Genomic DNA, 24,959 nt, shown 5'->3' on the forward strand with positions numbered 1-24,959 from the left:
TACCTCTATTGGTAACTTCTCACAGCCTTATTGCTGAAGAGTTACCTTTATTGTTCTATATTCTACCATACTTTTTCTGAATGACAACTAATATAATCATTAATTTTTTATGAAATCCTTATAAACTCATTTCCTAATGCTCCCCCTTTATAATAGCTACATTCTGTTTATTTTTTAACATTTTCACTTTGTTTTAAATGAGAAACTCTTTCATCAAGGCGCTTATCTCTTGTCCTTTATTATTAAAATTACATAATTTTCGTCCAGATTATCTAATTTTTTTGACGTTTTGATGGAATTTTGTTGACATTTTTTTCTCAAAATGCTATATTGTATTCATCAATTGAAGGAACCTTCGAGTACTGGCGGAAAGAGTGGACTACAAACCACGGGGAGTCGGAGGTTTGTAAGAGCCGACCGTCTGGGCAGTATTTGAATCATTCAGATACTGGCCTTTTTTATCTCGTAGAACAGTAATTATTTCATGACATGTTCTATAAACCGGCAGGCACTTCCTTCAATGAATAAGTCTGTTACTGATCGTGAATTGAACAGTAACATAAGTTTTTCATGTTATGCGGAGACGAAAGGAGAAAAACATTATGGGATTCAAATCAGACATCGAGATTGCACAGGAGTGCGAAATGCTTCCAATCACTCAGATTGCAGAGAAGGCAGGTATTGATGACAAATATCTGGAGCAGTACGGAAAATATAAAGCCAAAATCGACTACAATCTTCTGAAAGAAAGCGATAAAAAGGATGGAAAATTAATCCTTGTTACAGCTATCAACCCAACTCCTGCAGGCGAAGGTAAAACTACTACTACTGTAGGTCTTGCAGATGGTATGCAGCGACTTGGAAAGAGCGTTATGGTAGCTCTTCGTGAGCCATCCCTGGGACCGGTATTCGGTGTAAAAGGTGGTGCTGCCGGCGGCGGATATGCACAGGTAGTTCCGATGGAAGATATTAACCTTCACTTCACAGGTGACTTCCATGCAATCGGTGCAGCTAATAACTTACTTGCCGCTATGATCGACAACCATATCTTCCAGGGCAACGCATTAAACATTGACCCACGTAAGATCACATGGAGAAGATGTGTAGATATGAATGACCGTCAGCTTCGTAACGTAGTAGACGGCCTTGGCGGAAGAACAAACGGTATGCCTCGTGAAGACGGATACGACATCACTGTTGCATCTGAGATCATGGCAGTTCTCTGTCTTGCAAGCGATATCAAAGACCTGAAAGAAAGATTATCCAAGATCATCATCGGATATACATACGGTAAAGTTTCCGAGCAGAAACCGGTAACAGCTGGTGACCTCCACGCAGAAGGCGCTATGACAGCCCTGTTAAAAGATGCCCTGAAACCAAACCTTGTACAGACTCTGGAACATGTTCCGGCAATTGTACACGGCGGACCATTCGCAAACATCGCTCACGGATGTAACTCCGTAACAGCTACAAAGATGGCTATGAAACTTGCAGACTACGCCATCACAGAAGCCGGATTCGGTGCTGACCTCGGTGCAGAGAAATTCCTCGACATCAAATGCCGTATGGCAGGCTTAAAACCAAGCGCAGTTGTTATCGTAGCTACTGTACGTGCTCTGAAATACAACGGTGGTGTTGCGAAAGCCGACCTCAACAACGAGAACCTGGAAGCACTTGAGAAAGGTATCCCGAACCTGCTGAAACACGTTTCCAATATCAAGAACGTATACAAACTTCCATGTGTTGTTGCTATCAATGCATTCCCAACAGATACAAAAGCTGAACTTGACTTTGTTGAAGCTAAATGTAAAGAACTCGGCGTTAATGTTGCTCTTTCTGAAGTATGGGCAAAAGGCGGCGAAGGCGGAATCAAACTTGCAGAAGAAGTTCTCCGTCTCGTTGAAGAACCAAACGACTTTACTTATGCATATGAACTGGAAGGTTCTATCGAAGACAAACTGAACCAGATCGTTCAGAAAGTATACGGCGGCAAGAGAGTTGTCCTGACAGCAAACGCTCAGAAACAGGCAAAACAGTTAGAGACTCTTGGATTCGGCAACTGCCCGATCTGTGTAGCTAAGACTCAGTACAGCTTAACAGACGATCAGACCAAACTTGGTGCTCCGACAGACTTCGAAGTTACAGTACGTAACCTGAAGATCTCCGCTGGTGCAGGATTCATCGTAGCCCTTACAGGCGAGATCATGACTATGCCAGGTCTGCCGAAAGTTCCGGCTGCTGAGAGAATCGATGTAGACGAGACAGGTAAGATCACAGGTCTGTTCTAATTTTACAGAAACTCAGATAATATTATAGAAATCATATTTATATATGATATGTGTCCAGACGATTTTACAGGCGGGAAGATTTCCCGCCTGTTTTTATATCCGTGTTTGAAAAGACTTTAAAGCACTTGCCACTAAAAATGCCGCCATAGTTTTTACCTACAGCAGCATTTTATCTTCATTTCTGAATTCACTTTTTGTTTCTATATGTAATACGCAAAATCCGCCGGATTTTAGAACAGTGACTTCATGGCCGGATACAGAGTTCTGAACTTCTGATATCTTTCTTCATATTTAGCTACCAGTTCCGGATCTGGTTCTACTGTATCTACAACTTTGGCAAATTTCTTACCTATCGTTTCTACGTCCGGGTAAGCGCCGCAGCCTACTGCTGCAAGCATAGCACCACCCATGGATGGTCCTTCTTCGTTTTCCAGAACGTCAACTTTCAGGTTCATAACATTTGCAATGATCTTTTTCCACAGTGGACTCTTAGCTCCGCCACCGCAGATCTTGGTTCTTTCGATCTTGATTCCAAGGCTTCTTGCAACCTCCAGAGAATCACGAAGTCCAAACGCAACACCTTCCAGAACAGCCTGGGTCATGTCAGCTCTTGTACTGTCCATGGACATTCCGAAGAATACACCTCTTGCATCAGGATTGTTGTGCGGAGAACGCTCTCCCATCAGATATGGAAGGAAAAATACATTGTTCTCACCGAGTTTCTGGATTGGAGCCTGCTCTGCGTTAAAATCTTTTGTCTGAAGGATTTCTTCTGCCCACCATTTGTTACAGGAAGCTGCGCTGAGCATACATCCCATCAGATGATAACTTCCATCTGCATGGCAAAAAGAATGCAGTGCGTTATTTTCATCTACGCCGAAATTTTTGCTGGAAATAAATACAGTTCCGGATGTTCCAAGAGAAATATTGCACTGTCCGTCACCAACTGTACCTGTTCCTACAGCAGCTGCTGCATTGTCGCCTGCACCTGCAACAACCTTTACATTTTCACTGAATCCAAGTTCTTTTGCGATCTCCGGTTTCAGAGTTCCTACTACTTCCCAGCTCTCATACAGTTTCGGAAGCTGTTCTTCTGTAATTTTGCAGATATCCAACATTTCTTTTGACCAGCAGCGGTTCTTTACATCAAGAAGAAGCATACCGGAAGCATCGGAAACATCTGTGCAGAAGGAGCCAGACAGACGATATGCCAGATAATCTTTTGGCAACATGATCTTTACTACTTTCTTAAAATTCTCCGGTTCATTTTTCTGCATCCAGAGGATCTTTGGTGCTGTGAAGCCTGCGAAAGCGATATTTGCTGTGTACTCAGAAAGTTTCTCTTTTCCGATCACTGTATTCAGATATTCTGTCTCTTCACCTGTACGTCCGTCATTCCAGAGGATTGCAGGACGGATTACGTTATCATCTTTATCAAGAGTAACAAGACCATGCATCTGTCCACCGAAACCAATTCCGGCTACCTGACTTCTGTCGATATCCTTTGTCAGTTCTTTCATACCTTCCATGCTCTGTGCAAACCAGTCTTCCGGTTTCTGCTCAGACCAGCCTGGATGAGGGAAAAATAATGGATATTCTCTGGATACGATGTTGCAGATTTTTCCTGATTCTTCCATAAGAAGAAGTTTTACAGCGGAAGTACCAAGGTCAATACCAATATAATACATAGTTCTCTCCTTTTCTCTTTATGCGGCTGTACATTTCATTTTCAGTAAGCAGCCTGATTCATTACTGTGCAAACCAATTCCAAAATATATTTATTGTACAAAGATTATTCTCTGTAAATTTTTACTGACTTAATTTCTCATATTCTTCTAATCTAATACATCCCAGGGCAAAACCCCGGGATGCTTTATGAATAATCGTGTCAGTCTGTTTATTCTTTATTCGGATTCAGCTATATCCCGTGGATATCTGCACTCCGTTTTGTTAATTTCTGATTAGCCCCAAGGATTTTCTGTTGGGTATCTTACGCCTGCCGGCTGGTTGTAACCGATCTTATTTACATCGATTCCAAGTAATTTAAGTACTTCATAGAAGAGTTTTCCATAATGTCCGAACATAACAGCTCCGTGATGCGGATAGTTGCCTTCGATCAGAACATGACGGTAGAATCTTCCCATTTCTTTGATTGCAAAGATACCGATACCACCGAATGATCTTGTAGGTACATCCAGGATTTCACCCTCTGCAGCATAGGATACCAGTTCACCCTGAGAGTTGCACTGTAAACGATAGAATGTGATATCAGAAGCAGCGATATCGCCTTCAAGAGTTCCTCTTGTGAAGTCTGGTTCAGATCCTGCAGGCTCAAGAAGTCTGTGCTGGATCAGCTGATATTTAACAGCTCTGGACTCGCACATCTTGCACTCCGGAGTATTTCCACAATGGAATCCCATGAATGTGTCTGTAAGTTTATAGTCATATTTTCCTTTGATATCTTCATCATAGATATACTGTGGAACAGAGTTATTAATATCAAGTAATGTAACTGCATCATTGGAAATGCAAAGTCCGATATATTCGCTGAGTGCTCCGTAGATATCAACCTCACAAGCTACCGGAATTCCTCTTGATCCAAGACGGCTGTTTACATAGCAAGGTTCAAATCCAAACTGTGACGGGAATGCAGGCCAGCATTTATCAGCAAATGCAACATATTTTCTTGCTCCCTTATGAGCTTCTGCCCAGTCAAGAAGAGTAAGCTCGAACTGTGCCATTTTAACATTAAGGTCAGCATAATATTTTCCTTCGCCCATCTCTTTTGCCATATCTGCACATACTTCCGGGATACGAGGATCGTTTTCATGCTCTTTAAACGCAACAAGAAGGTCAAGCTCTGAGTTCTCTTCAATTTCAACACCCAGTTCATAAAGTCCCTTAATCGGTGCATTACATGCAAAGAAGTCCTGAGGACGTGGTCCAAAAGTAATGATCTTCAGGTTACGAACACCGATAACTGCACGTGCGATCGGTACGAAGTCAGCAATCATTTTGGAAATATCTGTAGCTGTTCCAACCGGATATTCCGGGATATATGCTTCAAGATGACGCATTTTCAGGTTGTATGAGCAGTTAAGCATACCACAGTAAGCATCACCTCTGCCATTGATCATGTCGCCGTCGCCTTCTGCTGCAGCTACATACATGCACGGTCCGTCAAATCTTTCTGCAATAAGTGTTTCCGGAGTTTCCGGTCCGAAGTTTCCAAGGAAAACAACCAGTGCATTACACTCTGCTTTGTTTACATCCTCAAGAGCCTTTTCCATATCTTTTTCATTCTCAACAGTTACCGGACATTCATAAAGTTCACCCTGGTAAGCTGCTTTGATCGCTGCACGTCTCTTTTCAGAAAGCTGAATCGGGAAACAGTCACGGCTTACTGCGATTAATCCAAGTTTTACTACTGGTATATTGTTCATAGTATCATTCCTCCATATTTTATATTCTTTTCTATTTTTATTATTTTGTCATTTCACTTTCATTTACAGCGGTCTTAAAATATCCCTCATATGCAGATATCACATTCTCAAATATTCAGGATTTACTGCATCAGACAGATAAACGCACCCACATTCGCTATCTGCTTATCTTCAAATAACTGCTCTGCAGTTTATCAGAAAGAGCCCGCGATCAGTCAATCGTAATATTCTCTCCGCGAAGTCCGTTTACTGCACCTTCGATCGCTGCATCCTCATGTGCAATGAGCCATTTATTCTTTGCTGTCAGCAGGCTGTCCTCGCCAGTTTTTGCTGTTTCAAATGTAAGCTCTGTGTTTGTTCCTGCCGGAAGTACGACTACACACTGGAATCCGCCATCCTGTACATTGCATGGTGCATAATGAAGTGTTGTTGCATACACTTCAATACCTGTTCCTGCCGGTACAAAGAATGCTTCGATCTTAGAAGTGTCATATGTAAGTTCATCAGTGATATCCTGCTGACTTCCGATGAGCAGCACCAGATCTGTTACTGCTACATTGATTTCGGAACTGCGATGATATTCTACAGCATTTAATTTCTTATTATGTCCGTTGCAGTATCCAATCTCAATCGGAATCCCGCCGAATCCCTTGTTCTGCAATGCTTTCGCTACATCCAGAGCCTCCAGTTCTTCTACAGAAGGAACATAAACCACATCATCCGGAACCGGTGTATGTTTCATCTCTTTAAGAAGAGCACTAAAGTCATATCCTTCCAGCACTTTTCCATATTTGTGGAAGGAAGCATCTGCTACATTCTGAATTTTCACCTGAAAAACCTCCTTTTCCCCTTTCGGGGGTGTCACGTTATCTTTACTGTGCTTCGAGTATAGCAGACAGGCGAAGTCTTTTCGCCATTTTTCTTGACTATTCTATGGCGTTTTTTTGACCTTTTTGACCTATCTGTTTTCTCATCTCACTCGGCAGGACTCCATATCTTTTTTGAAATTCCCCCGAAAAACCGCGACTGCTGCAAAATCCGTTATCCAGTGCAATCTGACTAATCGTACGGTCCGTATTCAACAGATCTCTGTACGCATATGCCATACGAATATCCTGCAAATATGTTTTATAGTTAACTTTTGCATATTTTTGGAACATTCGCGACAAATATGCGTCAGAATAACCAAATGTAGATGCCAGGTCCGAAAGTTTCAGATCTTCATTATAATGTTCTCTCATATAAGTGGTAATTTTTGACAAAGCATCCAGTCTCCTGCTATGCCTTATCTCCTTTTCCTGAACCTCCGTCAACCGGTAATTTTTGACCAGCATATACATAATCTCATAAAACAGAGACATCGTCCGAAACTCATATCCCACATCCCTTGCCGTATAAACCTTATACAACTTCTTGATCAGAGAAGCCAGCTTCACATCCGCCGTCTCGTCCTGACTCCTGAACCGGATAAACCTCTGCGCCGTAAAATAATTCTCAAACTGCTTTAAAGGTATCTGAAGCACTACCGTCTTATTCTTCTCCACTGCACGTATGGAATGAATCTCATTGGAGTTAATAATAAGCTGCTCACCCGCCTTCAGCGGATACTCCTCCTTATTCATAAAAAACTCCAGATGCCCCTCCAGAACCGCAAAAATCTCAATCGAAGTATGCCAGTGCTTCTCCCGCACATAATTTCCATTTCCACCCTCAAATAAAAAAACTTTAAACGGCAGTCCCTCATTGGGAATGATCAGTTCATGCTGAAACTCCATATCACTTCACCTCTCTCCATTACAAATCAACTTTTTCCCCACAATTTTTTTCTATCAGCCAATATCCAGCGCAGAAAAATAACCGCAGCATCCGGCCTCTCAACCCACACTGCGGTCATCATCTTATCAAAATTCTTATTTACAGATCTCTGCAACCACCTGATTGATCACCTTACCATCTGCTTTTCCTTTCAGATCTGCCATAACAGCTTTCATGATCTGTCCTTTGTTCTTTGTTGCAAGAACTTCTGCAAATTTCTCTTCCAGATATGCCTTAATCTCTGCAGCATCCATCTGCTTCGGAGCATATTTTGCGATTACATCATATCTTGCCTGATATTCTGCTTTCAGATCCTCACGGCTCTCCGGGCAGGTATCCAGCTGTTCTTTTACAGTTTTCAGCTCTTTCAGGATTACTCTGTCTACCAGATCACTCTTGATCTCATCACGGCAACCCTCATCGATAGCTACTTTCTTAACTGCGGAAATCAGAGAAGATACTGCTTCCTTTGTTACTTTATCTTTGGCTTTCATAGCTGCGACCATGTCTTTTCTTAATACTTCAAGTTCCATTTTATGTTCCTCCTCGTTTCTGATCTGATTCCTGTATCAATTACACACATAACTTCAAATTCGCTTGTGCTTCCGATACACTTCATTTAAATCATTATCTAGTAATCAGCATACCACGATTTATCTGAAAATCCAATGCTAATTCGCATGAAAATTAAATTTATATGGAAGTTTTCCCTCTTTTTTATATACACTTTGGTACAGTTCCTGCCAGATTTCTCCTAGGGAATCTTCACCTTCACGGATATCATCCGGTATCAAACCGCCCTTGCTTTCCAGCAGATCAAGCGCTTTTTTATCTTGTTTCAAGCCATGAAGTGCCTGCACATACCCAAGTTTCAGTCTGCTGTCTTCCTGTTCTTCTTTGTCCAGTTTCCGATAGAAACGGCTCAGTTCTTCGTACTTCTCTGCAAGCAGAAGAATACGGAATCCTTCTTTCAGATAGGAAAGTTCTTTGCGTTTAAATGCCATTCCCTGAAGAATATATACCCCTGCCTGGTCTTTGTCATTCTGCATCAGTTTCACACAACTCAGACCATGGAACGCCCATGCACTCTCCTTTAATTTCAAAGAAGCATCAAAAGCTTTCTCTGCTTTTTCGTAGTCTTCTTTGCGATAGTATCCCAAGCCAAGCTGATAATAAGCGTACCAGTTCTGTGCATTTTCTTCCATGTGAGCTTCCAGGAAATCTACATTTGTCTCATCGATCAGAAACTCTTCCGGCATTTCCAACGGCTGTGGACAATGTAAAATTCCTGTTTCAAAAAAGCGTTTCCAATTTTTCAGAGATTCCGCTTGTTTTGAAAGTTCTCCCTGTGTTTCATCCTTATTTTCTTCAAAGAATTTCAGATGCTTTGTGCCTTCTCCATGCGCTGCAAGAGCACCATACACACTTCCTATGTATACAAGCTGTGCTTCTTTTCTTGACATTGCTTTAGAAGTTTCCAGTTTCTCTTTCAGCTTTTCATGTAAACCAGACTCAAGGATTCTGCCTGTTACCAGCGCTGTACGTTCTTTATATTCTTTCTCAAGTACTCCTTCGGAAATATTAACAGAGCCATACTGTTCCATCCATTCCCAGGCTGTATGAGGTGCCATCGGAATGCATCCATACTGTGTCTTTGCAAGTCCGGCCTGCACTTCCAGATAACGTCCTGCCTTGTCTGTGAGATACTCCTGCCAGTGATTGGAAGCCTCCTGATTTCCCCAGGAAAAGAGTTTACGACTGCGCAGACGATCTGTGGAAATCTGAAGCAAACCATAGCCGGTTTCATCTACATTTGCAATAAATTTCGGGCATCCATCCGGGATGTCAAAGAAATAATCTACGGACTTCTTTATAGAAGTATAATCGGAAATATCTGTGCCATTCACCATCGGGACATCCACTTTTGTCACCTGATTTCCACTGGACGTGAATGCCTGTACTGCCGGTACAATGACCCTTCCTTTCTTATATTCCGGAACTGCCATGTTGCTCCACCAATACATTGGAACAACCTCTTTTCCTTCATTCACAATACGCATTCTGCAGTTCAAAAAGCTGCTGTCTTTTTCCAGCCAGAAATCCATCTGATAAGTTACTTTTCGGATCCGTTCATACTCATACATACGCAGGACCGGCTCTCCGTTCTCATTCGTTGTCTGGGCAGTATAAAGCGGTTCTGTTGTAAATGGAGTATGTCCGATAATACCAATATTCCACTCTACACCACCACTGAACCACGCATTGCGCACTGCCAGATTGCTAAACCGAAGAACATCATTGGTGTAAAGCAGATTTCTACCTGTATATTTATCCCAGAGTTCCCATAATCTGCCTCCAAATTCAGGAAGAAATACAGCTTTCAAATAGCGGTTCTCCAGAATTGCTGTCTTTACTTCCTGCTCTTTGAGTTCTCTTGTATACGTGTTTCTCTGACGATATGGATAAGCATTCTTTACCCTTCCATACCCCTCATAAATCTCATCCGTTTCATCCAGATGAAATTCCAGACTGTTCTGCATGGTCAGCTCACCAAGGAGATCCGGCACACAGCTCTCCTTTCCCAAATCGGCTACCCTGATCTTCTTTGTCTCAAATCTTAACTCAGACATCCGTAATCCCCCGTTTCATCGTGTTCTCCAGTTCCTCCATCTGTCCCAGTATCAGTTTCTGTCTATCGTCAAATAATAAGCCCTTATTGTGACGGTAATACTGATCAGAACCATTTTCCCGGATGAACCAGATACTGTAAAAGTTTGCATTCAGTTCCGTAATAAATGCCACCATTTCCTGGCTGTCTCCAAAAGCCGCTTCCATAAAATCAAAAACATTCTGCAAGGTCTGTGAAGCAGCTTCTGTCTGTTCTTCCAGACTGTCTGCTTCTGCGGAAAAAGCTGCTTTTACTTTCTCATAGATATCCTGCTCGCTCTGTGTCAGACCTTCCAGCTCCATCCAGATTTTTTCCAGAAAAGCATTGACCCTGAGAAGCGTTTTCTCCTCGTTTGCAGTCAGCAGTTCGGATTTTCTTGCTGTCTCCAGATCATCCGCCGCTTTCTGACAGATCGCTTTCAGAGAAATATCAGCAAGGTTGTCTCTATAATATACCATATATTTGTACAGTTTTGTTACATAGGAATCCATAAGATAACATTCCGTAAATAACTGGCTTAATTTTCCATTCAGAAGTCCTACCAGACTTAAATGCTCGTCCAGAGATGCATTTCTGATCTTTTGTATAGTAAGCTGTGACCATTTTCCCTGAAGCAGATCTTCTACCGCATAGTCTGTCTTGTATTTGTTATATAGTGCCAGATACGCTGCAAAATCTTTCGCGATCATTGGATGCTGTATATACTGATATACCACTTCTCTGTCTACTTCTTTATTCAATGTTTCGTACACCTGAATTAGTCTGGAAAGGTCTTCCCATCCTCTGGCAGTGGCAAAAATACGACCATCTACTGTATTCTCCATTCTGTAGAAATTCTTTCTGCGAAGCTCCAGATAAGAGATGACGGCAGGGTGGATTCCCTGTTCATAAGCATATTCTTTCCATACTTCAAAGTCCGGCTGGACATCGATTCGCTTAATTCTGTCCAGGGTTACTACATCAAATTCACGGACAGATTTATTGTATTCCGGAGGGTTTCCTGCAGTTACGATCACCCATCCTTCCGGGACTTTCTGGTTACCGAAGGTCTTTCCCTGAAGAAACTGCAGCATCATCGGCGCCAGAGTTTCTGATACGCAGTTGATCTCATCGATAAAGAGAATTCCTTCTTTTAAGCCTGTCTTCTCCATCTTCTCGTAGACGGATGCAATGATCTCACTCATGGTATATTCTGTGACAGAAAAAGTCTCACTTCCAAAGGTTTTCTCTTTGATAAACGGAAGTCCTACTGCACTTTGGCGGGTGTGGTGGGTAATAGTGTAAGACACCAGACCTACCTTGCATTCTTTGGCAATTTGCTCCATAATCTGCGTTTTTCCAATACCCGGTGCCCCCATCAGAAGGATCGGCCTCTGACGGATTGCCGGAATCAGATAGTTTCCAAATTCATCCTTTGCAAGGTATGCTTCTATTGAATCTTTAATCTCCTGTTTTGCTCGTTTTATATCCATAATGTAAATCCTTTCCTGTTACTGAAAGTTCTCTATTTTAATCTGTTATTTTAACATATCTGCCTATTCATAATCTGACCAATACTTCTTAATTTATCACTTCATAACTTATCATTTTTATCTGCAGGTTTCAAATCAGACAATTACTTTCATTGCCTATCTGATCCATTTAGATCATACTCATCCAATATCAGTTTCATCGCCCATACCGGCACATCCACATCCCGGTAATTGTCCTGCATAAACACAAATGCTGTCTTATATGATGGCATTTTATGCGGATAAATTCCGAATCCGTCTGTGAAATAGATCAGGCCTTTCAGGTTACGAAATTCATGCTGTTCCAGCAGTTTATCCACCCATTCAAATGCAGGTCTGAAGTCTGTCCCGCCGTCACCGTATAATTCCAGATGTTCCATATAATCCTTCATTTCTTCCTGAGAAGTAATCTTCTTATCTATGTGAACTTTCTCATCGCACTGAATGATATGTACATTTATTTTTGTAAAAAAGCTCTCATTCTCGCTGAGTACGCCGTAGGTTTCCTCCAGAAATCTCCGCACCAGTTCTCCGGAGCAGGACATGGAAGTGTCGATGACAATGACGAATTCTTCTACTTTTTTAACTTCTTTGGACTCCAGTGGTTCGATCAGCGGCATATTACCATAAAGACGAAGTCCGTAAGTATAGAAATTGTAATCAAAGCTGTCATCATCTACCGCCAGTTCTTCATGGAAAACTGCAAATTTCCGCAGAAATTCTCTATAATCATATTTACTTCTGTTCTCTGTTTTAATCTGTTCCAGAAAATCTCCGTCACGTTCTCCTGCCTCCTGAGAAAATGTTTCCAGATCTGTCTCAATTCCATCATTGATCTCACCCCATTTACGACTGAGCATAGGATTCGGCTTCTGATCCGGCTTTTTGCTTTCCCAGTATTTGTGGTCATCTGTGCGGAATTCCTGCTCCAGATTTGTGAGATCTTTTTCACTTAAATTCCATCCTGACAGGATCTTGTATATTCGCTGAGCATTAAGAGTTTTACCCTCTTTTTCAAGCAGACGATAGGTTTCTCTGCGCAGGAGACTGCGGGAAAAACGGATACTGCGGTAGTTCATTCCATCTATGATATGTTCCACTGCGATATCGCAACTTAAATCACACATACGTTCCTCACTTGTTTTTCCAGTACTATCATTTCCTCTATCTTCCGCATTTTTCCACTGATCAGCTCCGGCAATAATAATATTATTACCAACACCACGCCATGCGAAATGTCTGAAAATACAGTGAAATACCATATGAAGATACCCTCTGTTTACCAGAATTCTGTTCACTTTATATAACCCGCCAAGCATCTGCGGCTGGAAATATATCACTCTTCCATCCGTTCCAAATCTATGAATTGAACCATCCATCTGATAAGAAAAACTGCTCAATGCCACATCCAGGAAGCGCATTCCCAAATATAGTTCATCCCGTGCCGCCCGTAGAATACTGCTGCCGATTGCCTGCAGACGCTCTGCTGTTTCTACTATTTCCTGTGTTTTATCTTCTGGCTGCATAATTATTTTCCTCTACAATCTTATCCATCTATTATTCATTATCAGGCAATCCCACTTTACTGCCTGCTTCAGTGAAATGTTCCAGATAATTATAATTCAAATCTCTTTTTCCGTCTTACATTCAACTGTTTCTCCACAGTATGTGATCGTTCATTTTTTTCCTGAGCTGTTACATCTATTTCCCGATAATCTTTTGGATTATCCACATTTGCACGCTCATTACTAACTGACTTATCCACTAAATCCGCTCTCTCATTCATAAGAAATGCGGAAATCTCTGTCTCTTTTCTCTGGGATGCACAGTCAAGTGCAGCATCGATTCCTTCCAGGGTCCAGAGTTTTTGTGCAGATAAAACTTCCAGTCTGTGTATATCTTCCTGCTTTACCAGATAAACTGCAATCTCTCCCAGATTTTTACTGATATATCCCCGGTACTCTTCTCCGGCTTTCTCTGTCAGCTCATACGGAAACTCCAGTCTGCCGAATGACATATCCACCAGAACTTCCAGCTTATCCATTACTACTGCCATCTCAAACAGCTTGTCGTATTCCTGATAATTCAGTTCTTTGTTATAGAAACACTGCCTGTAATTACTTCCTGAACCATGATATTCCGTATATAAAATACGCGCCGGAGTATTCTCAACTGCCTCATCATAATGCTCTGGAAAAACAAGTCTTGCCTCTTTTTTATCCGCATAAAGAAATGTCACGTCAATCCTCTGCCACATCTCCCCCAACATTTCCTTAACGCCAGACTTCTTTCCCTGCTTCATGTGTACAGTCAGTTTCTCCAATGCATGACATCCAGTGAATGCTCCACAGCCAATCTGCATAAGACTGTCAGAGAATTCCAGTTTCTTCAGATTTCCACACCCATAAAAAATATATCTTCCAATCTCTCGCAGGCTGTCCGGAAAAACGATCTCCTCTACCTCATTTCCTGCCAGAACCCGTTCTTCTCTGCCAAATCCAAAACCATCCTCCGGCTCCCAGACACTGGCATTCTTAAGTTCTTCAGTCTCATCCATATGACTGGAAAATACATATGGTGCCGCACTAATTACTATTTTTTCATCTATCATCTCCGGAATTTCAACCCTGTTCTCAATCCCATAACATCGCAGGATTTCAATTCCACCTGATTTTTCTCTATAATAAATCTTCATTCCTCTCTCCCCGGAAATCCATTTTCTTAAAAATGTTCCCATTTACAATTTATAATAAAGACTTCTATTTCAAATAACTTTATTATGGCGCAGAAAATTTTGCTGTGACATAATAAAATCATCCCTGAAAAGTATAATACTTCCCAGGGATTTTTTCCAGATAATATAAATTTATCACATCCAATTTCCAGAAACGCCTGCAACTTGCTCATATTTAAAGATTTTCTGAAACAGTACGGACGTTTCAAAATTGTCAATTCCAAACGGCAGTTTCCTTCTATTTTACGTAAAGTACAATTGACTGTCATCGCAAAACCAGCTCCGGCTTGAAATTCAGATAATCCCCGGATACCAGCTTATACTCAATTCCATCCACATATCCTTTGAAACTGTCGTCATAACGCTTCTCCCCATGACAGTGAGAATAAATCACTTTCTCTGCACCATACTCCTGCGCTATTAATGTGAATGGACTTTCCATTTCTCCGATGCTTGTTGGTGGATAGTGAAGAAACATGATAAATTTCTCATATCCTGCTGCCTTAGCCGCTTCAAAAGAACAGCGCAGACGTTCCAGTTCACGTTCTCTGATCTTCAGGAAATGTTCATAGCTGTCTTTTCCCTCATAGCAGTAGCCTTTGGTTCCTACCAATGCATAATCTTCATATGTATAAAAATTATTCTGCAGGAACTCCAGTTTTCCTCTGAACATCTCATTCAACTTCTCAGTTTTCTTCGCATCCCAGAACATATCATGATTTCCGCGAAGCAGAATCTTTCTCCCCGGCAATGCCATAATAAAATCCAGATCCGCCTGGCACTCCTCCAGATTCCGTCCCCAGGAATGATCTCCTGTGATCACTACCGTATCCTGCGCTGTTACTTTTTTCTTCCAGTATTTCTCGATCTTTACTACATGATTCTTCCATCTCTTATCAAATACATCCATTGGTTTATGGACTGTAAATGAAAGATGGAAATCACCGATTGCGTATAAACTCATCCTCCAAACGTACCTCCTTAATTGGCTTTAGAAATTGTTACATCGCATTTTCTTCAGTACTTTCCTGTAAAAGAAAATCGTCAGTCCCGTAGCCGCAAGCCATCCAAACGGCCATGCCATCCAGATTCCTGTACTTGCGAATTTCTGTGAGAAAATAAGTGCAAATATAATTCTCAAAATCAGATCCGGGATAGTTGCCAGTACAAAATAAAGCATGGCACCATATCCACGAATAATGCCATCCGTCATAAGTTTTACTACGATCATCAGATACCAAGGCGACACGATCCGCAAAAATGCCACGCCAGCATTCAATGCTCCTGTACTCTCTGCATTAAGAAACAGACTCATCATCTGGCGGCTGAAGCCGAAGTATAAAATTACGAACGGCAATACTGTCAGCTCTGACAATTTTAATCCTGTTTTGAATCCCATTGGGATTCTCTCCGGTTTTCCTGCCCCAAGATTCTGTGCGGTATAACTGGACAGGCAGGAGCCAAGTGTCATAAAAATATTGATAGCAAATGTATTCAGCTTAATTGCGCCGGAATATCCTGCCACAACTGCAGAACCATACTGATTGATGATTGCCTGCACTACCAGATTTCCCACACTGAGCACGCTCTGCTGCAGAATACTCGGCACTGCAATTGCCAGAATCTGTCTGCATAATTTTCCATCAAATAGTGGCTGTTTCTCCGCAGTCATCACACTAAGTCTGCGAATCACCGTGATCAGCACCAAGATTGCAGAAATCCCCTGTGCAATAAATGTCGCCCATGCCACACCACTGACTCCCCAGCGGAACCTCGCAACAAACAGAAAATCCAACAGGATATTTCCGGCAGAAGAACCAAGCAGGAAATACAGCGGAGTCTTAGAGTCTCCAAGCGCTGTACAGACACCTGTACAGACATTATAAAGCATCAGAAACAGTAATCCGAACACGTAGATCTTCAGATACAACTCTCCATCTGCCAGAATATTCTCCGGTGTACGGATCCACACCATCATACTCCTGCATGCCACACATCCAAACACAGTCAACGCAATTCCAAGTGCTCCGGATGCCGCAAATGCAGTCGTTACTGCTCTCTTTACCCCTTTTCTGTCACCAGCACCAAACAATCTGGAAACAATAACCGAAGTTCCCAGATTCATTCCAACAGCAAATGCCATAAAAATCACCGTGATCGGATAAGACGCTCCAACTGCTGCCAGTGCATCTTCCCCTGCAAACTTTCCAGCGATCATGCTGTCCGCAATGTTATAAATCTGCTGAAACATTACACTAAGCATCATCGGAAGCAGGAAACGCCACAGCGTTTTATCTGGATGCTCCTTTGTCAGGTCTGTAACCACAATTCTTTTCCCCCTTAGTAAAATCACATGACTCTCTCAAATTTTGTAATCAACAAATATCAATTATATCCCTTACCGCAAAACAAGGTCAATAATTTATATAACCTCTGACCTTATTATAGCAATATACAACTTAAGTAAGCAATATTTCTCTATGTTAACTCCCTCTTGACATTTCTTTTAATGTTACTGTTCACTCCGTGCTCTAACAGACAATCTTTCAGAAAGAAACGATTGCATCCTGATTAATCCACTAATAAATACATTTGGCTAAATTAATTACAATCTGGCAGCTACACTTTTATCATACGTTTTATACTATTTAACCAATTTTTACTAAGATATTCGCTTAAATTTGTCGGTTTAAAGTGTTAAAGTACTGGATTTTAAAATGATATCATGTTATACTTGATAAGAATGAAAAATACTTGAAAGACTTTTTAGATTACCGGAATCTCTCTCAGAAATTTTCTGTGATCTAAGAAAAATCCACGTGATATTTATATGGAGGAAACCGATCATGTCAATTAAAATCAATCACGAGCTCCCATTGCCGGAGGTTCTGAAATCTCAGTACCCTCTCAGCCCGAAGTTGAAAGAAGTTAAGAAACAGCGCGATGAAGAAATCCGTCGTATCTTCACCGGCGAATCAGATAAATTTATCGTCCTTGTGGGACCTTGTTCTGCTGATAACGAAGATACTGTCTGCGAATATGTACGCAGACTGAAAACAGTCGCAGATAAAGTATCTGACAAACTGATGATTATTCCGCGAGTTTATACCAATAAGCCACGTACTACCGGTGACGGCTACAAGGGAATGCTTCACCAGCCAGACCCTGACAAAGCGCCTGACCTTCTTGCCGGAATCATTGCAATTCGTAAGATGCATATGAGAGTTATGCAGGAAACAGGACTTTCTTCTGCTGATGAAATGCTTTACCCGGAAAACCGCAGCTATCTGGATGATATTCTTTCCTATGAAGCGGTAGGTGCACGTTCTGTAGAGAACCAGCAGCATCGTCTCACAGCCAGCGGTATGGATATTCCGGTTGGTATGAAGAATCCTACCTGCGGTGATCTCTCTGTTATGCTGAACTCTGTTACTGCCGCTCAGCATCCGCATCATTTCATCTACAGAGGATTTGATGTGGAAACATCCGGAAATGATCTGGCACATACCATTCTTCGCGGCGGCGTGAACCAGTACGGACAGACGATCCCGAATTATCATTATGAAGATCTGATGCATCTGGCTGCATTATATACAAAAAAAGATCTCAAGAATCCTGCTGTTGTTGTGGATGCCAACCACTCCAACTCCAACAAACAGTATAAAGAACAGATCCGTATCGTTACAGAAGTGCTTCACAGCCGTAACTACAATCCGGATCTTAAGAAACTGGTCAAGGGCGTTATGATCGAAAGCTACCTCCTCGAAGGCCGCCAGGACATCAGTGACCACATGACCCCAGGCTGCTCTATTACTGACCCATGCCTTGGATGGGAAGATACGGAACGCCTGATTTATGATATTGCGGAGAAATGCTGATATTAAACAAATACAAATGCTAAAGCAAGCGGATATTCGCAATTGAAGCAGGGGAATTACTTGATTTGGTTAAACAACTATTTACAGTTTTGCTAAATCAAAAGAGGGTGTCGTTTCATCAAAAACAGCTAATGAAACGACACCCTCAATCTTTAAGATCAACTCTTTTCATTTTGAATCGTCCACTAAAGCAGGACCTCGCCTAAAACAAGTTTACTTGTTTATTTACATTATATGCTGTATTTTAAAAATCAATAGCCTTGTCAAGACAAAAAAAGAACCGCTAGAAACCTTAATTTCTAGCGGTTTTAGCGTGCGTTAGAGGATTCGAACCCCCGACCTTTTGGTCCGTAGCCAAACGCTCTATCCAGCTGAGCTAAACGCACATCCTTGTGAAGTTCTTATCTCGTGTCCCTCACAACAATGAGTATTCTACTCTATACTGGTTCATTTGTCAACACTTTTTTTGAATTTTTTTTATTTTTTCTTTTGATCGGTAAAATTTATTATTTTACAACAATTCTAGAGCATGTTTGAAAAAGGCTTTCTGCAAGATGTGCGTCACAATTTGTGGGAGATTTTGTTCGGATGAGGGCGTCGTAGCGGGCTACGACAACCGAATTCGGGCAAAATATACCGCAAAGTGGGGCGTGCAGATTGCGGGAATGATTTTTCAAACAGGCTCTAGCATTCTAGTTCCGTCTTAACGCCTCAATCGGACTGAGTTTCGCAGCCTTCTTTGCAGGATAGATTCCAAAGAACACCCCTACTGCACAGGAGAACAATGTTGCCGCCATGATTGTCTTCAAACTGATTCCCGGAGTAATGATCATTCCCATACTGCTGCTTATGATCGAACAAATCGCATATCCTCCAATTACTCCCAGCACAATTCCGATCAGACCACCGATCACTGTCAGAATCGCCGCCTCTGCCAGAAACTGAAGCATAATTGATGAAGTCTTTGCCCCCAGTGATTTACGGATACCAATCTCTCTGGTACGCTCTGTTACAGATACCAGCATAATATTCATAACACCAATACCTCCAACCAGCAGAGAAATTCCTGCAACAAAAGAGATAAACGCAGTCACCATATCCAACATCTGATTCATGGAACTCATGATATCCTGGAAACTCTGTACCTGGAAATAATCTTCGCCTGAACACTGATGCCTTTTCTCCAGCAGATTTACCACTTTATCTGCAATACTCTGACTATCCAGACTTTTATCCGCCTGTATACTCATAGAGAAAAAATAATCTGATGTTCCGGTGAATTCATTCATTGTCGTATATGGCACATTCACAGTTACCGGCATTCCCTCGTAAGTATAACTTACAAAAGTTCCATTCTCCTTCTGTGTCGTCACACCACAGATTCTCAGGCTCTTTGTCAGACCGTAGCAATTTACATCCAGACTCATTCCCACAACATCATCCGTACCAAAAAGCCGTTTTGCATCAGAGTCTGAAAGAACGCAGACATTCTTCCCCTCCTGCACTTCATTCTCGCCAAAGTAAACGCCATGTTTCATTGTCGCATTATTCAGCAGCTTTGCATCCGGTCCCTCACCTGTAACCATAAGAGTAAAGTTTCCTTTGCCAGTAGTCGTCTCACCATCATAAGAATCTGAAACATTCACTCCTTCAATCCCATCCAGCTCCCGGACTGCCTCTACATCATCTGCAGTGATATATTCTTCCGCAGTCTGCGCATCACTGCTCATACTGATTGCAATCTGTCCACCGCCAATATCATCGATCTCACTGTTCATCTGATTCTTGGTTCCCTCACCAATTGATACAATAGCAATTACAGATGCAATACCGATGATGATACCAAGCATAGTTAAAAAAGATCTGCCTTTATTTGCCATAATATTATGGACTGCCATTTTAATATATTCATACAGATTACTCATTGGCATCCTCTCCTGACTGCTCGGAAACTGCCTGTACCTGCATTCCCTCTGTATAATCACCAAGATCAGAAATAACTTCTTCTCCCTCTTTGATTCCCTCTTTTATTTCTATATAATCCTCTGAACTGATTCCGGTTGTAATATTTCTCTTAGTCACCAGTCCATCCTCGATCACATAACAAAAAGATCCGTCCTTGCCGATATTGACCACTTCTACAGGAAGAGTCACCACATTCTTCGCAGATGCCGCATGAATCTTAACTTTTGCATCCACTCCCAGAAAAATATCATCGTTCGGATTATCAATACTTACAGTAGCAGAAATAACCGGTGTTCCTTTCTCATTCTGCACTGCAATATGGCTCATCTTCGTCACGGTACCCTGGTATGTCTGATCACCCATTGTAATATCCGCAGTCTGTCCTTCTTTCACTGTATCATAATCATACTTGGAAAGTGTCACATCCACACTTGCTTTATCTGTATTCTGAATGGTAAAGAGTTCCATTCCCTGTGAAACTGCTGCCCCTTCTTTAATGTCAGCCTTGGAAATAATTCCATTAAATTCTGCAGTGATTCCTTTCTTTCCCTCTTCTACCAGCTCTTTCGCAGACTTTGCGTCCAGTTCAGAAAGATTATCCGTTACTTTCAATTTCTCCTTCTCTTCTTTTGTCAGGCTTGTAGGATCTGCATCTGCGATTGCTTTCTCAGAAGCCAGGTCAGACTGGAGCTCTGCAAGCTCATCACTTGCTTTCTCCATCGCACTTTCCAAAGCAGAAGTATCTGCAGTAGCTGTACTGGTATCACTTCCACTGTAATCATAATCCTCTGAGGAATCATCCTCTTCATCATCTGTATCTGTTCCGTCAGATCCATCTGAGAATCCCCCTGAATAAGCAGAGTCACTTCCTGTAAAATCGGCAAGTGTCGGCATCTGAGGAGTCTGCGACCTGCAATCATCGTAATCCTGTTTCGCCTGCTGCATAGCCAGCTGTGCCTGTGTTCTGTAAGATTCTGCTTCATTCAGTGCCTGCAGATTCTCATCTGAAGAATCCGCCTGCCATGTTGCAAATGCGATCTGATACGCAGTATCCGTCTGATTATAAGTACTCTGTGCCTGATTATACTGTATATTTAAATCTGCCAGCTTCTTCTGATACTGTGGAAGCGTCTCTGTCTGATATGTAGAAAGTGCTGCCTGATACTGATTCTGGATCTCCTGCTGTTTCTTTGCCTCGGCCTGTGCTTTTGCCTGTGCTTCCTGCTGCTGGGCCTGGGCCTGTGCTGCTGCCTGTGCGGACGCCTGTGCTGCTGCCTGACGCTGAGCCGCTGCCGTAGCTGCTGAGATCTGTGATTTCAGAGAAGCTACATAAGCTTTTTTGTCCTTGATTTTCTGCTCAAGATCCTGGACGTTCTTTTTGGCATCTTTCTGTTTCTTCTCTGCTTTATCGGATTTCTTTCTTGTATCCGTTGTATCGTATTTTGTTGATTTCAAATTCAACTCTGCTTTCTGGTTATCTTTTTCCAGATCCCTGGTATTAAACTCGATAAGTTTTGTACCCTTCTTTACCACATCTCCCTGGGAAAAAGTAACTGCCTTCAGCTCTGCATTTACCGGAGAATAATACGTCTTTTCTTCTTCGCTGCCCACAGTACCCGTGGCATCTACAATCTCTTCCACATCTCCCGTTTCAGCAGTCACCACCGGAACCTGCGGAATCTGTTCCTCTTTTGAATTTCTCTGTCCTGCTACTGTAACACCGCCTGCGATCACCAGAACAGCCGCCGCTCCGATCACAATTTTTTTCTTGCTCTTCTTTTTTTTCATAACTTTATTTCTTCCTCCTCAAGACCATTTTCACACCATATTCTCTATAAAATGTATATACTTGCTGCTATTTTCAGATCTATATTCTTCACATCAGCTGTTGTAGCCTACGCATCCAGCTGATTCTTTACATATTCTTCTTTCCCATAGTTTTCGTTTATGAAATCTGACTCTATCTTACCGTCAATAATCCTCACCACACGCCTTGCCTGTGCCGCAATTCCATTATCATGAGTAATCAGTATGACTGTCTTCCCCTGCTTATGCATGCTCTTAAGAATCTCCAGAATCTCCTTACTGGAAGCAGAATCCAGATTTCCGGTTGGCTCATCTGCCAGAATAACCGGCGGCTGTGCTGCCAGCGCCCGGGCAATAGCAACCCTTTGCTGCTGTCCTCCGGACATCTCATTCGGTTTATGATCCATACGTTTCTCCAGACCAACCATAGTCAGTGATTCCACTGCCAGCTTATGTCTGGTCTTCCTGTCCACTCCTCTGTATACCAGCGGGAGCTCTACATTCTCAATCGCAGTCAGATTGGATATCAGATTAAATCCCTGAAAAATAAATCCAATCTCCCGGTTTCGGACTTCGGACAGTTCATTATCCTCCATCGTAGACACATCTGTGCCATTCAGAAAATATTCCCCTGAAGTGGGTACATCCAGACATCCCAGCATATTCATAAATGTAGACTTTCCTGAACCTGACTGTCCTATAATGGCAACAAATTCGCCCTTATCGATTTCCAGATTAATATGATCCAGCGCCCGCACCTCATTCTCACCGGGATTATATATCTTACACAAATCTTTCACTCTGATCAGCGCTTCTTCCATTTTCTCCTCCATTCATCTTGCATACTCCACAACCTCATCTGTCTAACCATAAGCCACATCACCGCCTATTGATCAAAGATTCTCAGCCAGCCTTCAAAAAAGGACAGAACCCGGTTCCCCAAAAGCTCTGTCCTTATCTGCGGAATCTACAAGTCTCTGTTAATCATAACGAAACTGAAGCTGTAATCCCTTCACTTTTTTTATATTATGACGATCCACAAAAATTCCTTTATCAAGCGGACAAAAGCATACGCTTCACTGCCTGCTCATAATCTGCTTTATGCAAATCCTCTTTATGCGTCAAGCAGAAATGCCTTGTATGCTTTTTTAGCTTCGTAAACATCTGCCTTACTTGTAATCTCCCACGGAGCATGCATACTCAACACTGCCACGCCACTGTCAATTACTTCCATGCCATAAAGAGCCGCAATATACGCGATCGTTCCACCGCCACCAACATCTACTTTACCAAGCTCTGCAGTCTGGAATGCAATTTCATGTGTATCAAAAATATTTCTTACTCTTGCCACATACTCTGCATTTGCATCATTGGAACCGGATTTGCCTCTTGCTCCGGTAAACTTGTTCAGAACGATACCACGACCGAGATAAGCAGCATTCTTTTTCTCAAATGCTTCGCCATAAGATGGATCATATCCTGCACTTACATCAGAAGAAAGCATACTTGAATTCTTCAGTGCTCTTCTTAATTTCAGTTCACTATAGCTTCCCATTGCATCCAGAAGCTCTGCCACTGCATTCTCGAAGAAACGGGACTGCATTCCTGTTGCACCCACACTTCCAATCTCCTCCTTGTCTACAAGCAGACAGCAGGAGGTACGTTTCGGTGCATCCATCTCCAGCATTGCAAGCAGAGATGTGTATGCGCATACTCTGTCATCCTGTCCATAAGCAGCGATCATACTTCTGTCCAGACCGCATTCTCTTGCCCTGCCTGCCGGTACGATCTCAAGTTCTGCGGAGAGGAAATCCTCTTCTTCCATATCGTATTTCTCTTTCAGGATTTTCAGTACATTCTGTTTAACTGCATCTTTCTTCTTATCATCCGGGAGATCTTTCAGCGGTCTGCTGCCGATCAGGATGTCAAGATTCTCACCTTCGATCACTTCAGTAGCCTTCTTCTGCATCTGTTTTCCCGCAAGATGGATCAGAAGATCTGTGATATATACGATCGGATCATCTTCATCCTCACCAATATTTACTTCTGCAATACTTCCGTCTTTCTTTACTATTACACCATGGATCGCAAGCGGAAGTGTTACCCACTGGTATTTCTTAACACCACCATAATAGTGAGTATCCAGATATGCCAGATCAGTATCCTCGTACAATGGATTCTGTTTGATATCAAGACGTGGAGAATCAATATGTGCTCCCAGAATATTCATACCTTTCTCAATATCTTCCTGACCGATATGGAAAAGTGCAACGATCTTCTTCATTCCTACTGTATAAACTTTATCTCCGGCTTTCAGTTTCTCACCCTTTGCAGCTTTCTCTTCCAGAGATTCATAGCCAGCCGCCTGTGCTTCTTTCACGATCTGTGTCACGCATTCACGCTCTGTTTTACCAACATTGAGGAAATTACGGTATGCGTCTGCCACCTTTTCTAATTCTTTTTCTTCTGCTTCTGTATAAGAAAGCCATGCATTTCTACGTTCCATCTGATGTTCCGCCTTTCTTTATGACTGTCATTCATAGTATTGTTTTCTTTATTATAAAACATCCTGCTGTATTTTTCCATATAATAAAAATATTGACATTTTTTCTCTACAGGGTTGTTGTTTACTCCAGCTATAATAATACGCTTCATCGTTCTGCATCACACAACTGGACAATTCCCTTTGCTTCTATTATAGTTAATATTATTCCAGATAATTATCTCAAAACAACAAGCCTGCAAATAAAAAGTCAAGCTTATTTTGATGAACATTGAAAATTTTATACAGGTTGAAAAATAGGTATCTCAATAAGACCGCCACAGTATGCCGGTCTGAGAAAAAAAGTAT

General features: G+C 42.0%; 18 protein-coding genes, 1 tRNA gene, 1 pseudogene and 1 riboswitch. Of the genes and pseudogenes, 3 read left to right on the forward strand and 17 right to left on the reverse strand.

What is annotated here, in order from left to right:
• Positions 1-348: 348 nt before the first annotated feature.
• A riboswitch (ZMP/ZTP riboswitch) is annotated at positions 349-434 on the forward strand.
• Positions 435-602: 168 nt separating this feature from the next.
• Positions 603-2,288 (forward strand): formate--tetrahydrofolate ligase, encoded by a 1,686-nt coding sequence (locus KQI87_RS16305; protein WP_216461018.1) that lies wholly within the window; start codon positions 603-605, stop codon positions 2,286-2,288.
• A gap of 230 nt (positions 2,289-2,518) precedes the next feature.
• On the opposite strand, the gene xylB is transcribed toward KQI87_RS16305, so the two are convergent.
• The 11 genes from xylB to KQI87_RS16360 all read right to left on the reverse strand — a co-directional run bounded on the left by xylB (position 2,519) and on the right by KQI87_RS16360 (position 16,785).
• Positions 2,519-3,976 carry a xylulokinase gene (gene xylB / locus KQI87_RS16310; protein ID WP_216461019.1) on the reverse strand — a complete coding sequence of 486 codons (1,458 nt, stop codon included), beginning with the start codon at positions 3,974-3,976 and terminating at the stop codon, positions 2,519-2,521.
• Between the two features lie 273 nt (positions 3,977-4,249).
• Positions 4,250-5,731, reverse strand: coding sequence for an L-fucose/L-arabinose isomerase family protein (locus tag KQI87_RS16315; RefSeq protein ID WP_216461020.1), 1,482 nt, complete (start codon positions 5,729-5,731; stop codon positions 4,250-4,252).
• A 211-nt stretch (positions 5,732-5,942) separates the two neighbouring features.
• A complete protein-coding gene (locus tag KQI87_RS16320) occupies positions 5,943-6,560 on the reverse strand; it encodes a DUF4867 family protein (protein WP_216461021.1) in 618 nt (205 codons plus the stop codon).
• 97 nt (positions 6,561-6,657) lie between these two features.
• Positions 6,658-7,506: an AraC family transcriptional regulator gene (locus tag KQI87_RS16325; RefSeq protein WP_216461022.1), complete on the reverse strand. Its 849-nt coding sequence runs from the start codon at positions 7,504-7,506 to the stop codon at positions 6,658-6,660.
• A 135-nt stretch (positions 7,507-7,641) separates the two neighbouring features.
• Positions 7,642-8,079, reverse strand: a complete 438-nt coding sequence (locus KQI87_RS16330) for a GatB/YqeY domain-containing protein (protein WP_216461023.1) — start codon at positions 8,077-8,079, stop codon at positions 7,642-7,644.
• A gap of 138 nt (positions 8,080-8,217) precedes the next feature.
• The gene (locus KQI87_RS16335) at positions 8,218-10,176 is read right to left on the reverse strand and encodes a DUF5107 domain-containing protein (protein WP_216461024.1); all 1,959 of its coding nucleotides are present in this window, start codon (positions 10,174-10,176) and stop codon (positions 8,218-8,220) included.
• On the reverse strand, positions 10,169-11,686 hold the full coding sequence (locus tag KQI87_RS16340; protein ID WP_216461025.1) for an ATP-binding protein: 1,518 nt from the start codon (positions 11,684-11,686) through the stop codon (positions 10,169-10,171). Before KQI87_RS16340 ends, KQI87_RS16335 begins: the two co-directional genes overlap by 8 nt.
• Before the next feature lie 149 nt (positions 11,687-11,835).
• Positions 11,836-13,251 carry a vWA domain-containing protein gene (locus tag KQI87_RS16345; RefSeq protein ID WP_216461026.1) on the reverse strand — a complete coding sequence of 472 codons (1,416 nt, stop codon included), beginning with the start codon at positions 13,249-13,251 and terminating at the stop codon, positions 11,836-11,838.
• 89 nt (positions 13,252-13,340) lie between these two features.
• Positions 13,341-14,420, reverse strand: a complete 1,080-nt coding sequence (locus tag KQI87_RS16350) for a leucine-rich repeat domain-containing protein (protein WP_216461027.1) — start codon at positions 14,418-14,420, stop codon at positions 13,341-13,343.
• Positions 14,421-14,724: 304 nt separating this feature from the next.
• The gene (locus tag KQI87_RS16355; protein ID WP_216461028.1) at positions 14,725-15,423 is read right to left on the reverse strand and encodes a metallophosphoesterase; all 699 of its coding nucleotides are present in this window, start codon (positions 15,421-15,423) and stop codon (positions 14,725-14,727) included.
• 27 nt (positions 15,424-15,450) lie between these two features.
• A complete protein-coding gene (locus KQI87_RS16360) occupies positions 15,451-16,785 on the reverse strand; it encodes an MATE family efflux transporter (protein ID WP_216461029.1) in 1,335 nt (444 codons plus the stop codon).
• A gap of 520 nt (positions 16,786-17,305) precedes the next feature.
• Between KQI87_RS16360 and KQI87_RS16365 the strand changes: the two genes are divergently transcribed.
• Positions 17,306-18,337 (forward strand): 3-deoxy-7-phosphoheptulonate synthase, encoded by a 1,032-nt coding sequence (locus KQI87_RS16365; RefSeq protein ID WP_216461030.1) that lies wholly within the window; start codon positions 17,306-17,308, stop codon positions 18,335-18,337.
• A gap of 312 nt (positions 18,338-18,649) precedes the next feature.
• On the opposite strand, the gene KQI87_RS16370 is transcribed toward KQI87_RS16365, so the two are convergent.
• Both KQI87_RS16370 and KQI87_RS17425 read right to left on the reverse strand, forming a co-directional pair.
• A tRNA-Arg gene (locus tag KQI87_RS16370) sits at positions 18,650-18,723 on the reverse strand.
• Between the two features lie 120 nt (positions 18,724-18,843).
• On the reverse strand, positions 18,844-18,972 hold the full coding sequence (locus tag KQI87_RS17425; protein ID WP_334300753.1) for a DUF6783 domain-containing protein: 129 nt from the start codon (positions 18,970-18,972) through the stop codon (positions 18,844-18,846).
• Between KQI87_RS17425 and KQI87_RS17430 the strand changes: the two are divergent.
• Positions 18,931-19,044, forward strand: a pseudogene (locus tag KQI87_RS17430) (DUF6783 domain-containing protein); the annotation flags it as partial. The gene KQI87_RS17425 and the pseudogene KQI87_RS17430 sit on opposite strands and share 42 nt — an antisense overlap.
• On the opposite strand, the gene KQI87_RS16375 reads toward KQI87_RS17430, so the two are convergent.
• The 4 genes from KQI87_RS16375 to KQI87_RS16390 form a co-directional block, all read right to left on the reverse strand.
• Positions 19,030-20,262: an ABC transporter permease gene (locus KQI87_RS16375; RefSeq protein ID WP_216461031.1), complete on the reverse strand. Its 1,233-nt coding sequence runs from the start codon at positions 20,260-20,262 to the stop codon at positions 19,030-19,032. The pseudogene KQI87_RS17430 and the gene KQI87_RS16375 overlap by 15 nt on opposite strands.
• The gene (locus KQI87_RS16380) at positions 20,255-22,090 is read right to left on the reverse strand and encodes an efflux RND transporter periplasmic adaptor subunit (protein WP_216461032.1); all 1,836 of its coding nucleotides are present in this window, start codon (positions 22,088-22,090) and stop codon (positions 20,255-20,257) included. The genes KQI87_RS16375 and KQI87_RS16380 overlap by 8 nt, the downstream gene beginning before the upstream one ends.
• 107 nt (positions 22,091-22,197) lie before the next feature.
• Positions 22,198-22,929: an ABC transporter ATP-binding protein gene (locus KQI87_RS16385; protein WP_216461035.1), complete on the reverse strand. Its 732-nt coding sequence runs from the start codon at positions 22,927-22,929 to the stop codon at positions 22,198-22,200.
• A 293-nt stretch (positions 22,930-23,222) separates the two neighbouring features.
• Positions 23,223-24,614, reverse strand: coding sequence for an aminopeptidase (locus tag KQI87_RS16390; RefSeq protein WP_216461033.1), 1,392 nt, complete (start codon positions 24,612-24,614; stop codon positions 23,223-23,225).
• Between the last annotated feature and the right edge of the window lie 345 nt (positions 24,615-24,959).

It is taken from the genome of Blautia sp. MSJ-9 (genome assembly GCF_018919065.1).
In the GTDB taxonomy this organism is placed as follows: Bacteria; Bacillota; Clostridia; order Lachnospirales; family Lachnospiraceae; genus Blautia_A.

Excerpts from the sequence above, each read along its gene's own strand:
- KQI87_RS16365 (WP_216461030.1), top strand. The coding sequence starts at position 17,306 with ATGTCAATTAAAATCAATCACGAGCTCCCATTGCCGGAGGTTCTGAAA.
- KQI87_RS16335 (WP_216461024.1), bottom strand. The coding sequence starts at position 10,176 with ATGTCTGAGTTAAGATTTGAGACAAAGAAGATCAGGGTAGCCGATTTG.
- KQI87_RS16345 (WP_216461026.1), bottom strand. The coding sequence starts at position 13,251 with ATGCAGCCAGAAGATAAAACACAGGAAATAGTAGAAACAGCAGAGCGT.
- KQI87_RS16375 (WP_216461031.1), bottom strand. The coding sequence starts at position 20,262 with ATGAGTAATCTGTATGAATATATTAAAATGGCAGTCCATAATATTATG.
- KQI87_RS16380 (WP_216461032.1), bottom strand. The coding sequence starts at position 22,090 with ATGAAAAAAAAGAAGAGCAAGAAAAAAATTGTGATCGGAGCGGCGGCT.
- KQI87_RS16325 (WP_216461022.1), bottom strand. The coding sequence starts at position 7,506 with ATGGAGTTTCAGCATGAACTGATCATTCCCAATGAGGGACTGCCGTTT.
- KQI87_RS16330 (WP_216461023.1), bottom strand. The coding sequence starts at position 8,079 with ATGGAACTTGAAGTATTAAGAAAAGACATGGTCGCAGCTATGAAAGCC.
- KQI87_RS16355 (WP_216461028.1), bottom strand. The coding sequence starts at position 15,423 with ATGAGTTTATACGCAATCGGTGATTTCCATCTTTCATTTACAGTCCAT.
- KQI87_RS16385 (WP_216461035.1), bottom strand. The coding sequence starts at position 22,929 with ATGGAAGAAGCGCTGATCAGAGTGAAAGATTTGTGTAAGATATATAAT.
- KQI87_RS16350 (WP_216461027.1), bottom strand. The coding sequence starts at position 14,420 with ATGAAGATTTATTATAGAGAAAAATCAGGTGGAATTGAAATCCTGCGA.
- KQI87_RS16340 (WP_216461025.1), bottom strand. The coding sequence starts at position 11,686 with ATGGATATAAAACGAGCAAAACAGGAGATTAAAGATTCAATAGAAGCA.
- KQI87_RS16315 (WP_216461020.1), bottom strand. The coding sequence starts at position 5,731 with ATGAACAATATACCAGTAGTAAAACTTGGATTAATCGCAGTAAGCCGT.
- KQI87_RS16390 (WP_216461033.1), bottom strand. The coding sequence starts at position 24,614 with ATGGAACGTAGAAATGCATGGCTTTCTTATACAGAAGCAGAAGAAAAA.
- KQI87_RS16305 (WP_216461018.1), top strand. The coding sequence starts at position 603 with ATGGGATTCAAATCAGACATCGAGATTGCACAGGAGTGCGAAATGCTT.
- xylB (WP_216461019.1), bottom strand. The coding sequence starts at position 3,976 with ATGTATTATATTGGTATTGACCTTGGTACTTCCGCTGTAAAACTTCTT.